Here is a 12,756-nt window from a genome sequence, read left to right on the forward strand (position 1 = left end):
ATCACAGCTGAATGCAGACGTTGGACAGCTCGGTGTAGAATTCGAGCGAGTGCAGCCCCCCCTCGCGGCCGATGCCCGATTGCTTGGCGCCGCCGAACGCGGTGCGCAGATCGCGCAGGAACCACGAATTCACCCAGCAGATGCCCACCTCCATCCGCGCCGCCACCCGGTGGGCGCGGGAGAGGTTCTGCGTCCACACCGCCGCGGCAAGGCCATAAGGGGTGGAATTGGCGAGGCGAACCGCCTCCTCCTCCGTGTCGAACGGGCGGATGTGGCAGCAGGGGCCGAAGATCTCCTCGTTCACCACCCGCGCGTCGTCCTTGAGGCCGGTCCAGATGGTGGGCGCGATCCAGGCGCCGTTGGCGAGTTCGCCCGGCATGTCGGGTACGCGGCCGCCGGTCACCAGAGTGGCGCCCTCCTCCAGCGCAAGCCGGTAATAGGACAGCACCTTGTCGCGGTGATCCTGGCTCACCAGCGGGCCGAGATTGGTGGCGGGATCTTCCGGACGACCGAGCTTCAGGGCCTCGGCGCCGGCCTTCAGCCTTGCCACGAAGGCATCGAAAATGGTCCGTTCCACATAGATGCGCTCGGTGCCAAGGCACACCTGCCCGCAATTGGAAAAGGCCGAACGCAAGGTGCCTTCGACCGCCGCGTCGAGATCGCAATCGGCGAACACCAGGGCCGGGTTCTTGCCGCCGAGCTCGAACGACACCTGCCGCACCCCCAGCGCCGCCTGGCGCATGATGGCTTCGCCGGTGCGAGTCTCGCCGGTGAAGGTGATGCCGTTCACGCCCGGATGCTGGGTCAGGAACTCGCCGGCCGATTGGGGGCCGAGGCCGTGCACCACGTTATAGACGCCCCTGGGCACGCCCACCTTGTTCATCACCTCGCCCAAAAGGGTGGCGGTGAGCGGGGTTTCCTCGGACGGCTTCACCACCACCGTATTGCCGCAGGCAAGCGCCGGGCCCACCTTCCAAGTCATGAGCAGCAACGGCAGGTTCCACGGCGAAATCACCGCGATGACGCCCTTCGGCCGGCGCAGGCCATAATTGAGCGCGCTCCTGCCCCCGCCCTGTTCCAGCAGGAAGGTCTCGGTGGAGATGTTCTTCACCGTATCGGCGAACATCTTGAAATTGGCGGCGCCGCGCGGAATGTCGATGTGGGAGGCAAGGCCGTAGGGCTTGCCGGTGTCGAGGCATTCGGCCGCCAGGAAGTCATCGAAGCGGTTGGTGATCTCGTCCGCCACCGCGGCGAGCAGATCGGTGCGCTGGCCGACCGTCAGCGCCCCCCACGGACCGTCGAGGGCCGCCTGGGCCGCCGTCACCGCCGCGTCGATTTCCGCCCTTCCGCCCTCCGGCACCCGGCCGATCAGGCTGTTGTCGAGAGGCGAGCGGTTCTCCCAGCTCTTGCCGGTGGTGCCTTGAGTGAATTCGCCGTTGATGAAATGCGCCGCGTCGCGCCGCGCCCCATCGAGGCCAATCTGCATCGTCTTGTGCAGAGCCTGAACCGACATGGGTCCTCTCCTTCATCCGCGCCCGCGCCGCTGCCGCCACAGGCACATGATCCTCAGCTTTCATTGCCACGTTTTTTATCGATAAAAAATCATTTTATCGATATTTTTTGCTCGATTTTCGAGCATGTCGGCACGGCGGCGGGCCTTCCGTCGTCACCGCAGGCCCAGGGCCCAAAGCCCGGCGGCGGCGCAGGCCCGATCGTCCTCCTCCGAGCCTCCAGACACGCCGATGCCGCCGATCACCACCCCGCCCTCGACGATGGGCGCCCCGCCGCCGAACAGCACCACGCCGGGTCTCAGCGCGATGCCCTGGTGCAGGGCGGGGTTGGCCGCCAGTTCCGCGCCCAGCGCGTGGGTAGGTGCGCCGAACACCGCCGAGGTGTGGGCCTTATCCTGGGCGATGGTGATCGAGGCCTTGAAGGCCCCGTCACCGCGCAGCAGCGCCACCAAGTCGCCGCTCGCGTCCACCACCGCGGCCACCACCGCCTTGCCGGCGGCGCGCCCATGCGCCACCGCCGCCTTGACCGCCGCTTCTCCGGCTTCCGCCGTCACCGTGCGGCGCGCGAGCGAGAGATCCATCCCGTCCGGCCCTCAGGTCACCACCGACAGGAAGGCATCATTGAGCTTGCGCTCGTAGTAAAAGATACCCTTGCCCACTTCCGTCTCGTCCCAGGTACGGGTCGGGTTGTCGGGGTAATAGGTATAGCCGCCCGCGAACACTTCGTTGCGATTGCCCGACGGGTCGAAGAAATAGATGGTCTGGCCGCGGGTAATGCCGTGGCGGGTCGGGCCGATGTCGATGGAAATGTCGTAATGGGTGATGATATCGGCCGCGTTGCCCACCGCCTGCCAGTTCTCCAGCTCGAACGACACATGGTGCAGCTTGCCGGGCTCGGGATGCCGCACGAAGGCAATGTCGTGGGCCTTCATGCCGCACGCGAGCCAGATGGCGAGCAGGCCATCGGGCATGTCCACGCGCTCGGTGAGACGGAAGTCGAGCACCTTGACGAAGAAATCCAGCACCTGCTCGATATTCGGGCCGTAGAACAGCGCATGGTCGAAGCGGCGCGCGGACATGCCGTGCGGCTCCACAGACCACACATGGGGATTGTGGACATAGGGCTTGGGGTCGGACTGGTCGGCCTCGGCATAAAGCTCGAGCCGGTGGCCGGAAGGGATGGTGAAGCCGATGCGGCGCCCGATGCCGGGTTGCTCGCCGGCCGCCACATGATCGACCGCGATGCCGTAATCGACCACGCGCCTCTCGAACTGGTCGAGGTCGGCCTCCTCCAGCACCTTGAAGGCGATCAGGTCCACCCCGGCCTGTTCGGCGCGGCGCAGCACGATGGAATGGTGGTCGAACTCATCCGCCGACTTCAGATAAGCGCGCCCGTCCGGTCCCTCCGTGACCTGATGCAGGCCGATGCGCTTGGTGTAGTAATCGACGGACTCGGGCATATCCAGGACACGCAGCTGGACGAAGCCAGGGCGCAGAACTCCGGTCAGAGCCATTTTATTTTCCTCCCAATTCACTCTTATTGCAGTGTTGCTTCTTGTCTTTGATTGCCACCGCCGGCTCCAGGCGCAGCGAAAGCGGGGACAGCGGATAGATGCAGCATGCGAGGGTGAGCCCTTCCGCCTCGTCCTGTTCGGAAACATGGGCCCGGCTCAGCCTGTCGGACCGGTAATTGCCTCCTGTGACCCGCACCCGGCACACCCCGCAGCCGCCGCGCCGGCACCCCACCGGGAGCCGCAACGGCAAATTGGGCAGTTGCCCGAATCCCTGCGCCCGCTCCAGTGAGACCAAGACCCGCTCGCCGGCGTGGCCAAAGGCGGCGCCGCTGCCCTCGACGAAGATGGGATAGCGCTCGGCATCCATCTCACAGCCTCCGGAACACAGGGCTCTTGGGTTTCTCGACGCAATCCTTCGCCGTGAAGAAGCGTTCGGTGAAAATGTGCTTCTCGAACAGCCGGCCTTGCATGAGCGTCGCGATGCAGGCCTCGATCATGGGCGGCGGCCCGCACAGATACGCGGTGGCGCCTTCGAACACGCCGCCAAAAATCCGCTTGGCGGCATCGTGAACGAAGCCCCGCTCCCCCGCCCAGCCGCTGTCATCCGGCTCCTGGGACAACACCGGCGTGTAGTGGAAATTGCGATGCTGACGCGCCAGTTCCTCGAAAGCCTCCCGACCATAAAGATCCGCCTGGGTGCGCACCCCGTGCACCAGGACCAGGCGCTGCTCGCAGCCCTCCTCCAACAGATCCAGGATCATGGAGCGCGGGCTCGACACTCCCGTTCCACCCGCCAGAAACAGCAGCGGGCCGCCCCGCGACTTGCGCACCAGAAACCGCCCCTGAGGCCCGGTGAACGAAAGCCTGTCGCCGATCTTCAGCCTGTCATGGATGTAACCGGTCGCCGCGCCGCCCGGCACCCGGCGGATCTGCAGCTCCACATGGGTGTTATCCGAGGGCGGGCTGGCGATCGAGAACGCGCGCGAACCCTCGATCCCCGGCAGGAACAGATTGATATATTGCCCCGCCTGAAAGTCGATCGCATCGCCCTGAAGCGCAAGCCGCACGTTCTTCACATCGTGGGTGACATCATCCAGTGCGATCACCTCGCCCTTGAAGTCACGCACCGGGATCTTGCGGGCGTCGGGGTCCTCCTCCACGTCCGCTTCAATGGTCACATCGCCTTTCAGCGTGGCCGTGCAGGCGAGCACCATGCCTTCCTCGCGCTCGAAATCCATGAGCGCGAAAGACGATGCCTCGCCGTGTTCGATCTCTCCGTCCAGCACCTGCGTCTTGCAGGTGCCGCACAGGCCGTGGCCGCAGGCATGGGGCAGGTAGATCCCCGCCCGCAGGCAGGCGTCGAGGATGGTCTGGCCCTCCGCCACCTCGATGGCGTCGTCCGAGGGCTCGATCGTCAGCTTATGAACCGTCATTTCTCCCCGCTCGCTCCCTCATTATTGTTGTTACTTTTCCGCCGCCGCGCACCACCTCAGCTTGCGGACGACTTGTAGCCATCGAGACCAGGGGTCCAGAAGCGAACCAAGCTCTTATGCTGGATGCCGTTTTCCGCGAGCGACTTAGAGAAGTCCGGCGCCGTCTTCTCGCCGTCGATCATCCACACCAGCTTCGACCAATCCACATGGGCCGCATCGGGATGCGCGGCATAATGGGGCTTGATCACCTCCTCCACGAAGGCGCCGAACGGCATGGCCGGCGGCAATGGAAAGGCGATGGCGGAGCAAAACGAAAGATGTTGCTCCCAATGCACATATATCACGCGATTTCCGTGAAAATTCTGCTCGGCGTCGCGGAACACGATGTGGGATTCATAATCCGGGCTAATGGCGTTGATGGACACGTTTTTCTCCCGTGGTGGGCGCGGTCACGAGAACCGCGCCTGTTTTTCTGTCGTTGTCGATGTCACACGGCGGTTTTAAGCTTGTCCGCCTGCCACTCGTTCCACAGCTTCTCATCGGGAGAGCCGACATAGTCGAGGTTGTCGGCGCCATTGGCCAGGCGATAATAATTCAGCACATCGGGAATGGTCGCGCCGCCGCAATTGCCCTGAAAGATCTGGTGTACCGGAAGCCAGGACTGGGCGAACTTCTCCGGTTCGGCGTCGAAGATGTCCTTGCAGCCATCGGAACAGAAATGATAGGTCTCACCGCGGAACCGACTGCTCCGGAAGGCGATGGTGGTCGGATCGCCCGGCTCCGTATAGCCCATGGGGATCTGACAGGTCTGGCAGAGCTGCGGCAGCGCCATATTGTAGAAGCGCTTGCCCTCCTTTGCCATCCGGCCCCACATCTCCCAACGCGGGCGATAATATTTATCAAACGTGTTCGGATATTTCTCGGAAAGCCAGTCCATATGCTTGGCGTCCGGGATCCAGGTGTGAAACGCCGCCGCATGGGTGTACTGGTAGAAGATCGCCCAATTCTGATGCGAAATGTGCTCCGCCTCTGCGGTGGCGATGTCCGCGTATTTCGGCGGACGCAAGCCATAGCGGGCAAGATCCTGAAACAGCGCGCCTCCAGCCTGGGTGTAATAGATCTCCCAGGCCTCCTTCCAGGACATCACCGGTTTCGGCAGCATATAGTCCATCATCATGGCCACAAGGCCCAACACGCGATGCCCGCGCCAGAACCACTTGTCGACCCACTTCTGAACGATGGGCAGATTATCGGGATGCTGCTCCAGCAGGAACTTGATGACCTCGATGCCCAGTGTCATGTGCCGGCTTTCGTCGGATTGGGCCGAGAAGCCGAAGGTCACCGTGGACATGTCGCCATTGTAGGCTGCACCCGACATGAACGGCACGAACAGAAGGTTCGTCAACACATATTCGAACGCGAAGCCGATCGCGATCATGTATTCGAAGGGGCCAGCCGAGCGCGCATCATCAAAGAAGCTCTTGGGAACCGACAAATACCACACGCGATCATGCATGTGGGAAAACTCGGAGATGCCGTCAAAATGCTTGTTATAATGGCTGATGGTATGGATCTGCGTCTGCAGGTGCCGAAGCTCGTCCAAAGACTGCATCTGCGCCGCCACGCGTGGACCGACGCCGCGCAAATGACGTCCGGCGAACGCGAAGCCGCGATGGGCCTGATATTCCGCTGGCGAGATGCCGGTGAGAAAGAGTTTCAGCACATTGGCATAGCGTCCATCGCTGATGCCTGTCTGCCCATTGTTCTGGGCGAAGGCATCAATGACCGCATAAAGCTTGCGCTCTTTTTCCGCCTGAAATTTCCAATACGTATCCATAGTCAGCCGGAATGGATCCTCCCAGGCCGACCAGTCCTTGATCTTGATCCCCTCGAATGAATCGTAGGGGAACACCTTGTCCATGGGCTGATAGCTTGTCTCCCAGTCCAGCCCCCGTGTCATGTGGGCGTAGCGCTGCTTGAGGCCAAGTTTTTTCGCGCTCATATCGTCCTCCCGAGACTTTTTTACATGCGCGCATTGCGCGCGCCTCAGCACAATTATGATCTTTATTTTTATTCTATACTTCCGAATTGGCGAACGCCTCACGGAGCTGAGAGGTCAGCGCCTCAGGCTTCCCGCGCCCGCGAACCCAAGCTCAACCGCGATTGAACGGCGGCGGATGCTTCCAGCTGACGGAAAAGGCATCGTCATCTTCATCGAGATTGCCGGCCATGGAAATCAAGATGAGGTGGATTTCCTGCGGATCCCACGGCCGCCCGAGCCGCTCTTCCACGGTGGTGCGCTTGATAACGATATCGCCTTCGCGGTCGAGCTTCACCACGCCGGGCATGTTGAGAACCTGCACGCCCGGATTGTCGGCAAGAATAGCCTCGATGACTGGGCGGGCGTCGTCGTTGTGATAGAATGTGAGTGAAGCAAGCTGAGACATGGAAGAGCCCCTCTCAAAGCGTGAGGCCAAGGCCGCGGGCGCGCTTGGCGGTGGCTTCGCCTGCCATCTCTGCGCCGGCACCGCCGTCGCCGAGGAAGGCGGCGGAGAGTGGCCGGGTGGCCTCAACAGCCGCGCCGATGCAGGTGGACGCCCATTGCGAGATCAGCGCGCGGTTGGCCTCGCTCTCCGCGGCCACGGTCTTGATGACCGCGTCACTCCAGCGGCTCTCGTCGCTGCGCCAGTCACTCATGAATTCGGTGAGCAAGGCGATGGTCATCTGCGCATCGGCCCAACCGGCGTCGCCCATCTTATAAATGAGGTCAAAGATGACACCGTTGATCGCCAGCGTCTGGATCACGAAAAGGTGGAACCAGTCACGCTCCACAAAGCTGTCTTCGGTCAACTTGCGGATACCTTGCCAGGCGGGGTCGTTGATCCACACTTCCTTGGCGAGGTCGAGGCTGACACCGGTCTGCCCGTCAAGCAGCAGCCCGATGCGGCTGATGATCTGCGCCATCCCCAGGTGATCGCCCGCGGAAAAGATCGCCGGCGCGGTGATCGCAGTGCCATAACCGCGCTGGGTGATCTCGGTCATGTTCATGTTGGCGCCCCAGTGCAGGTGGCGCAGGGGGAGAAGATAGGTTTCGATCTGCTTGCGCGCGGCGGGAGACATCTTGTCCGCGAGGGCGCGCTCCTCGGCGAAGGTGAAGTTACGCTCCACCGCCTGATTCATCGTGGCGCGAGAGATATTGTATGTGGCGTAATAATATTGGCGCGGATCAAGCGGCTTGTACCAGTCTTCCATGACCACGCGGGTCTTGCGCGGATCGTACGTCCAGTATTCGGGTTCATAAAGCGGCTTATAGTGAAAATTCGTCGTCGGCTGAACGTCGAAGGTGCCCTCCTGGTACCGGGTCGCCGACTTACCCTCGCCGATGCGACGCGCGACATGACCAAAGGTCTGGCGCTTCGGCTCCATGTCGACCGTCTTGATCTGTATGGTCATGATACCCCTCCCCGAGGCATATGTGTTTTTTTGGCGATTGACCTTCGCTTTTGCAGCGAATGGAACTTGGTTGCTTGTAGAGGTGCGGGGACGTAGCCGTTTGGGGGCGCTGGGATGCGTCAAAGCCGCAGGCGCACACCCTAGGCGTCGCCACCGTCCTGAGTGCGGATGCGGCGGAGCAGGCCAGGTTGGTGCAGACGCCACGCCTGGCGCTCCAGCAGATCCGCCACTTCCGGCTCTGCCGGCAGGATGACGGCCTTCTGCCGGTCGCAGAAATCCTCGAACGCACGGAACGGCAGGATCAGCTCGACGGTCAGATCCTTGTCGTTCAGCGAAAACTCAAATTCGACATAGGTGTCGAGCCGTGAGCCGATGACGCGGACAAAGGTCTGCATCGCGGCGGTGGATGGCGTATCCTTCGGCATCGCGGCAAACCGATCTTGGTCCATGCCGGCGTCCTCCCCGTGACTGTGCGTCGCGTCTTGACGAGGAGTTATTCAGCTACTGCCGTTCTCCCCTTGCGTCCTTTCTAGGGGATCATAAATCGACAGTCAAAAGAAATATCGATATTTTAAGCGGCATGGATTTTGTGAGGTTGGCGAGCGGACGGCCCCCGCCGACCTGTTTCCATATCCACAGCGCCCGGTTTTTCCGCTAGGATTCATCCCATCCCGGGAGCGGCGGGCGGCAACGAGGACTCAATGGATACGGCGGGTAAACGCGACGACGCGGAGAAGGAGGGGCCGCGCAGGGCGGGCAAGACGCTGGTCGAGGGGGCCTATGAAACTTTGCGCCGCGAAATTCTCGACGGCACTTTCGAGCCCGGCACCAAGTTGCGCACCGAGGAGTTGCGCACCCGCTACAACATCAGCGGCTCCACCATGCGCGAGGCGCTGACGCGCCTGCTCGGCGAAGCGCTGGTGACCACCGAGGGGCAACGCGGCTTTCGGGTCGCGCCGGCATCCATCGCGGATTTCGAGGACCTCACGCGGGTGCGCGTGCTGGTGGAGACCGAAGCGCTGCGTCAGGCCATCGCCCATGGCGACGAGGATTGGGAAAGCCAGCTCGTGGCGAGCTTCTACCGCCTTTCCAAAGTAGAGGAACGCCTAGCTCAGGACCAGAAGGAAGCCGCCAGCGACTATGAGGGGCGCAACCGGGATTTTCACAATGCGCTGATTGCGGCCTGTCCCTCCCGATGGCTGCATTATATTGCGGGAATCTTGTTCCAGCAGTCGGAACGCTATCGGCGTCTGGCCCTCGCCAAGCGCAGCATCCCGCGGGACCTGCACGCCGAGCACAAGGCGATCTTCGATGCCGCCATCGCGCGCGATCCGGATCTCGCCAGCAAATATGCGGCGGAACATATCGAGCGCACCCTGACCGCGCTGCGCATCGCGCTGGAACCGACGGGGGTGAAGGAGCGGCCAAGGAAAGAGCGCGCAAAGCCGAAGGTCAGCTTGGGGCTGGAAGATTGAGCACGGCATCACGCTCATGTGCCGCGCCACACGACCGGATGGGCCGGGGGCGGTGCCATGGACCAAGGCGGACGGTGCCGGGATGAAACGTCACGCGCGCAGCGACGGCCTCCCTCAGGCGCTGAAGGCCGTCGCCGCGACGATTGTGAGCGCATTTTCAAGCGAAGTGGATTTCGGTTCGCGTGAAGGAAATGCGCCAATGCAAAAACTGAGGGCGGATGACGTGAGCCAGGGCCAACGGAAAACGCTCTAGATTGCCCTCAGCGCGTCATGCAGCTTCACGGCGAGGGGCGAGGCGGCGTAGGTGTCCGTGACCACTTCCACATAGGCGCCGCGCTCGGCCTTGCCGGCCTCCTCCAGCGCCGCGTCGAGCTCCGCGCAGGTGGTGACGCGGGCGGTGAACCAGCCCTCGCAGCCAAAGGCGTGGGGCAGCTCCGTATAGTGCCAGGGGGCGAGGTCGTTATAGGCGATCTCGGGATCCTTGCAGAGCAGCCGCTCGATCAGATAGCCGTTGTTGTTGAGAACGAAGACCACCGGCTTGAGGCCCATGCGGCCGAACTGTCCGATTTCCTGCGCCGTGAGCTGGTGCGAGCCCTCGCCGGTGAGCAGCACCACCCGGCCTTCGGGCGCGGCCACGGCGGCCCCGACGGCGGCGGGCGTGGCCCAGCCGATGGAGCCCCACAGGGTCTGGTTATAGAAGCGCGCGCCCTTCGGCATCAGCGCGAAACCCAGCCCCATGGAGACGGTGCCGGTCTCCGCCACCACCAGGTCGCCGGGCCGCAGAAACTCCGCCCAGCGCGGGTAAAGGGCCTCCACCGTGATCGGATCGGCCCCGCTGCCGCTCTTCCCGTCGAGGGTGGTGGCGGCAATCCGCGGCCATTCGCGCGGCGTCACCCGGGCGGCGAGGGCCGAGAGCACATCGGGCAATTCCACATTGTCATAGGTTTTGCCACCCACATGGACGTGGTGGTGGGCGATGTCGATGGTCCGGGCCGGATCGAGCCGCGAGGTGAAGGCGCCGGTGTTGAAATCAGTGGCGAGCGAGCCGATCACCAGCACCAGGTCGCGCCCCTCGACGAAGGCGCGCACATCCTCGGTCATGATGGCACCGTCATACATGCCGACGAAGCCCGGCTGCTGCTCATCGAGCACCGATTTGTCCATGAACATGGTGGCAAACGGCAGGCCTGACCGGTCGATGATGGTCTGCATCTCCTCCACGAGGCCGCAGCGGTGGATGACCACGCCGGGCAACACGCAGGCGGTGCCGGCCGCCTCCAGGGCGGCAAGGATGGCGGCAACCGCCGCCTCCAGCTTGGCAGGGTCGCTCCCCGGCGGTGAAAACGGCGCGGCGGTGCTCAGCACCGGAGCATCGGCGAAATCGGCCGGAAAAGCCATGTAGACCGGCCGGCGGTGATAGAACGCCTGAGCGATCAGCCGCTCGGTCTCATAGGCGACGTTCTGCGGGGTGAGGATGGCGGAGGCGCACACGACCGGCTCGCTCATGCGGGCGAATAGGCCGTATTCGCCATCGCCCAGGGTGTGGTGCATTGCCGCCCGGCTGTGCTGCACCGACATTTTCGGCATGCCCACCAGATGGAAGATGGGCAGGTGCTCGGCATAGGCGCCGGCGATGCCGTTGATGGCGGAAAGCTCCCCCACGCCATAGGTGGTGCACAGGGCCGCCTTGCCTTTGATGCGGGCATAGCCGTCGGCGGCATAGGCGGCGTTCAGCTCGTTGGCGCAGCCGATCCAGCGCAAGGCGGGATCGTTGCAGATGGCGTCGTTGACGGGAAAGGAATAGTCCCCCGGAACGCCGAACACGTCCCGAATGCCGATCGCCTTCAAGCGTTCGAGCACATACTGGATTACCGTAAACGTCATCTCGACCTCCGCAATGGTAAGCCGCCCCAGCAAGACCCGCGCCATCGGCGCGGATGGGAAGCCGCTCCTCGCACACGCATCGGGCTCGATTGGCCGCGCTCGGACGGCCGCCGCCTTCGCCAGGATTTCGGTATAGGGCGAAATGGTCAACCGCTCGATGACCGATTGCCACCGGGCGACCGAACACGTCGCGCTTGTCCACGGAAGCCGAGAGGCTGAACCGGTGAACGGAGATCGAGGTGGCGCTGCGGATGCCCTTGCGGGAGGTGGCGACCACCGGCTTGGCCGGCGGCGCGCGCGGCGACGCCCTCCTTGTCCGGACCGACGACCGCGCTCTGAGGGGGGCTGAGGGCACCTTCTCGCGGCGCGGATCATACAGGCCCTCAAAGAAATAAACTCCGCGGCGTGGACGGCTTTCCCATGGCCAGCGGGCGGGGATTGTCTTCCGGTCCAGGCGTGACGCGGCGCGCCCCGGCAAGGGCGATGATGCCAAGGCCACCGCTTCGTCGCCCGCCCCAAACGCTGAATCGTGGAACGAACCTTCGCCTGGCTCGGCCGATGCCGAAGACGCGCCAAGGATTGGGAGGACCTCAACCGCAAGGCGATCGCCTTGCGCAAGCTCCCTCCTTCGGTCTCATGCCGTGAAAGCGATGCGATCCGACATGCTGTTCCCGGACAGCCCCTGTGTGGCCTTTATGCCCGCTGTTGTAAAAGCGGCGGAATCTGAAACCGCATATGGTATTTTCCGTATATTTCAGACAGCTTAAAACGTTTCAGTCATGCCTTGTAGAAGTCAAGGAACATCGCAATGCCGCAACCGATCAGTTGATCGGCCTCGTAGGCGCGTGGGGGCGGAAAGGCGAGTGCGCCTGCCAGCTTGGTATCTTCCGCCACGAGGGCGAGAAACTGGTGCGCGGCCAAGTCGGGATCGGGGATGCGCACTCGCCCGGCGCGGCTGAGCGCGGCCAGATATGTCGCGATCTGGCGGATCGAGGCGCCGGGCCCCTCCTCGTAGAACACCTTTGCCAGACCGGGAAACCGGGGGGCGACCGGAACCAGGATGCGGAAGATGTCGAGCCCTTCCCGCTGCGTGAAAATGCGCCGGTAGTTGGTCGCTACCTTTCGCAACTCGGCCTCGACGGAGGCGTTCTGCGGGTCCGGCTCGTAGAGCCTCGCATTGACCGCCCGGCATTCGATGCGGATCAACTCCTCGAAGAGGACGGCCTTGCTGGAAAAGTGCGCGTAGAGCGTCGCCTTGGAAATCGCGCCGACGCGCGCGATCGCATCCATGGTGGCGCCGTCGTAGCCCGTCTCCAGAAACACTGCACGGGCGGCCTTGAGGGCTTCCCGAGCTTTTGGCCGCAGGCTGCTGGAGCCTTGCGGCACAGGGGTCGACGCGTTGCTCTCTGACATGCCTGCAATTTAATCGAACTGAACGGTTCCGTCCATATTGACTCTTCGATTATCTGGGGTTACTCGATTGTCG

At 63.2% G+C, this 12,756-nt stretch carries 14 protein-coding genes and 1 pseudogene; 3 read left to right on the top strand and 12 right to left on the bottom strand.

The features are described from left to right. Position 1 precedes the first annotated feature (1 nt). The 10 genes from HUW53_RS17505 to HUW53_RS17550 form a co-directional block, all read right to left on the bottom strand. Entirely contained in the window at positions 2 to 1,513 is a 1,512-nt protein-coding gene (locus HUW53_RS17505; RefSeq protein WP_237347048.1) for a 2-hydroxymuconic semialdehyde dehydrogenase, read from the bottom strand. Positions 1,514 to 1,666: 153 nt separating this feature from the next. After that, positions 1,667 to 2,092 (bottom strand): GlcG/HbpS family heme-binding protein, encoded by a 426-nt coding sequence (locus HUW53_RS17510; protein WP_237347049.1) that lies wholly within the window; start codon positions 2,090 to 2,092, stop codon positions 1,667 to 1,669. 12 nt (positions 2,093 to 2,104) lie between these two features. Continuing rightward, on the bottom strand, positions 2,105 to 3,025 hold the full coding sequence (locus HUW53_RS17515; protein ID WP_237347050.1) for a catechol 2,3-dioxygenase: 921 nt from the start codon (positions 3,023 to 3,025) through the stop codon (positions 2,105 to 2,107). A gap of 1 nt (position 3,026) precedes the next feature. Next, complete coding sequence (locus tag HUW53_RS17520) at positions 3,027 to 3,392, bottom strand: 2Fe-2S iron-sulfur cluster-binding protein (protein ID WP_237347051.1); 366 nt, start codon at positions 3,390 to 3,392, stop codon at positions 3,027 to 3,029. A 1-nt stretch (position 3,393) separates the two neighbouring features. Further along, positions 3,394 to 4,458 (bottom strand): NADH:ubiquinone reductase (Na(+)-transporting) subunit F, encoded by a 1,065-nt coding sequence (locus HUW53_RS17525; protein WP_237347052.1) that lies wholly within the window; start codon positions 4,456 to 4,458, stop codon positions 3,394 to 3,396. Between the two features lie 56 nt (positions 4,459 to 4,514). Further along, complete coding sequence (locus tag HUW53_RS17530) at positions 4,515 to 4,883, bottom strand: phenol hydroxylase subunit P4 (RefSeq protein WP_237347053.1); 369 nt, start codon at positions 4,881 to 4,883, stop codon at positions 4,515 to 4,517. A gap of 62 nt (positions 4,884 to 4,945) precedes the next feature. Further along, the gene (locus HUW53_RS17535) at positions 4,946 to 6,511 is read right to left on the bottom strand and encodes an aromatic/alkene/methane monooxygenase hydroxylase/oxygenase subunit alpha (protein ID WP_237347054.1); all 1,566 of its coding nucleotides are present in this window, start codon (positions 6,509 to 6,511) and stop codon (positions 4,946 to 4,948) included. A 100-nt stretch (positions 6,512 to 6,611) separates the two neighbouring features. Continuing rightward, positions 6,612 to 6,905 carry an MmoB/DmpM family protein gene (locus HUW53_RS17540; RefSeq protein WP_237347055.1) on the bottom strand — a complete coding sequence of 98 codons (294 nt, stop codon included), beginning with the start codon at positions 6,903 to 6,905 and terminating at the stop codon, positions 6,612 to 6,614. A 13-nt stretch (positions 6,906 to 6,918) separates the two neighbouring features. Next, entirely contained in the window at positions 6,919 to 7,911 is a 993-nt protein-coding gene (locus tag HUW53_RS17545; protein WP_237347056.1) for a ferritin family protein, read from the bottom strand. A gap of 140 nt (positions 7,912 to 8,051) precedes the next feature. Further along, positions 8,052 to 8,336: a phenol hydroxylase subunit gene (locus tag HUW53_RS17550; protein ID WP_237347057.1), complete on the bottom strand. Its 285-nt coding sequence runs from the start codon at positions 8,334 to 8,336 to the stop codon at positions 8,052 to 8,054. Positions 8,337 to 8,612: 276 nt separating this feature from the next. Here HUW53_RS17550 and HUW53_RS17555 point away from each other — a divergent pair, with 276 nt between their 5' ends. Beyond that, a complete protein-coding gene (locus HUW53_RS17555) occupies positions 8,613 to 9,386 on the top strand; it encodes a GntR family transcriptional regulator (protein WP_237347058.1) in 774 nt (257 codons plus the stop codon). Between the two features lie 82 nt (positions 9,387 to 9,468). Further along, on the top strand, positions 9,469 to 9,639 hold the full coding sequence (locus HUW53_RS17560; protein WP_237347059.1) for a hypothetical protein: 171 nt from the start codon (positions 9,469 to 9,471) through the stop codon (positions 9,637 to 9,639). On the opposite strand, the gene HUW53_RS17565 is transcribed toward HUW53_RS17560, so the two are convergent. Further along, complete coding sequence (locus tag HUW53_RS17565) at positions 9,636 to 11,270, bottom strand: alpha-keto acid decarboxylase family protein (protein WP_237347060.1); 1,635 nt, start codon at positions 11,268 to 11,270, stop codon at positions 9,636 to 9,638. The genes HUW53_RS17560 and HUW53_RS17565 overlap by 4 nt on opposite strands. 502 nt (positions 11,271 to 11,772) lie before the next feature. Between HUW53_RS17565 and HUW53_RS22135 the strand changes: the two are divergent. After that, a pseudogene (locus tag HUW53_RS22135) lies at positions 11,773 to 11,997 on the top strand (hypothetical protein); the annotation flags it as partial. A 50-nt stretch (positions 11,998 to 12,047) separates the two neighbouring features. On the opposite strand, the gene HUW53_RS17575 reads toward HUW53_RS22135, so the two are convergent. Next, positions 12,048 to 12,683 carry a TetR/AcrR family transcriptional regulator gene (locus HUW53_RS17575; protein ID WP_237347061.1) on the bottom strand — a complete coding sequence of 212 codons (636 nt, stop codon included), beginning with the start codon at positions 12,681 to 12,683 and terminating at the stop codon, positions 12,048 to 12,050. Positions 12,684 to 12,756: the final 73 nt, after the last annotated feature.

This window comes from Xanthobacter agilis, assembly GCF_021730435.1.
Classification (GTDB): domain Bacteria; phylum Pseudomonadota; class Alphaproteobacteria; order Rhizobiales; family Xanthobacteraceae; genus Xanthobacter; species Xanthobacter agilis.

Bases quoted from the DNA above. Each gene is read 5' to 3' on its own strand.
- HUW53_RS17565 (WP_237347060.1), bottom strand. From the start codon at position 11,270: ATGACGTTTACGGTAATCCAGTATGTGCTCGAACGCTTGAAGGCGATC.
- HUW53_RS17575 (WP_237347061.1), bottom strand. From the start codon at position 12,683: ATGTCAGAGAGCAACGCGTCGACCCCTGTGCCGCAAGGCTCCAGCAGC.
- HUW53_RS17515 (WP_237347050.1), bottom strand. From the start codon at position 3,025: ATGGCTCTGACCGGAGTTCTGCGCCCTGGCTTCGTCCAGCTGCGTGTC.
- HUW53_RS17520 (WP_237347051.1), bottom strand. From the start codon at position 3,392: ATGGATGCCGAGCGCTATCCCATCTTCGTCGAGGGCAGCGGCGCCGCC.
- HUW53_RS17525 (WP_237347052.1), bottom strand. From the start codon at position 4,458: ATGACGGTTCATAAGCTGACGATCGAGCCCTCGGACGACGCCATCGAG.
- HUW53_RS17545 (WP_237347056.1), bottom strand. From the start codon at position 7,911: ATGACCATACAGATCAAGACGGTCGACATGGAGCCGAAGCGCCAGACC.
- HUW53_RS17560 (WP_237347059.1), top strand. From the start codon at position 9,469: ATGAAACGTCACGCGCGCAGCGACGGCCTCCCTCAGGCGCTGAAGGCC.
- HUW53_RS17505 (WP_237347048.1), bottom strand. From the start codon at position 1,513: ATGTCGGTTCAGGCTCTGCACAAGACGATGCAGATTGGCCTCGATGGG.
- HUW53_RS17510 (WP_237347049.1), bottom strand. From the start codon at position 2,092: ATGGATCTCTCGCTCGCGCGCCGCACGGTGACGGCGGAAGCCGGAGAA.
- HUW53_RS17555 (WP_237347058.1), top strand. From the start codon at position 8,613: ATGGATACGGCGGGTAAACGCGACGACGCGGAGAAGGAGGGGCCGCGC.
- HUW53_RS17540 (WP_237347055.1), bottom strand. From the start codon at position 6,905: ATGTCTCAGCTTGCTTCACTCACATTCTATCACAACGACGACGCCCGC.
- HUW53_RS17550 (WP_237347057.1), bottom strand. From the start codon at position 8,336: ATGCCGAAGGATACGCCATCCACCGCCGCGATGCAGACCTTTGTCCGC.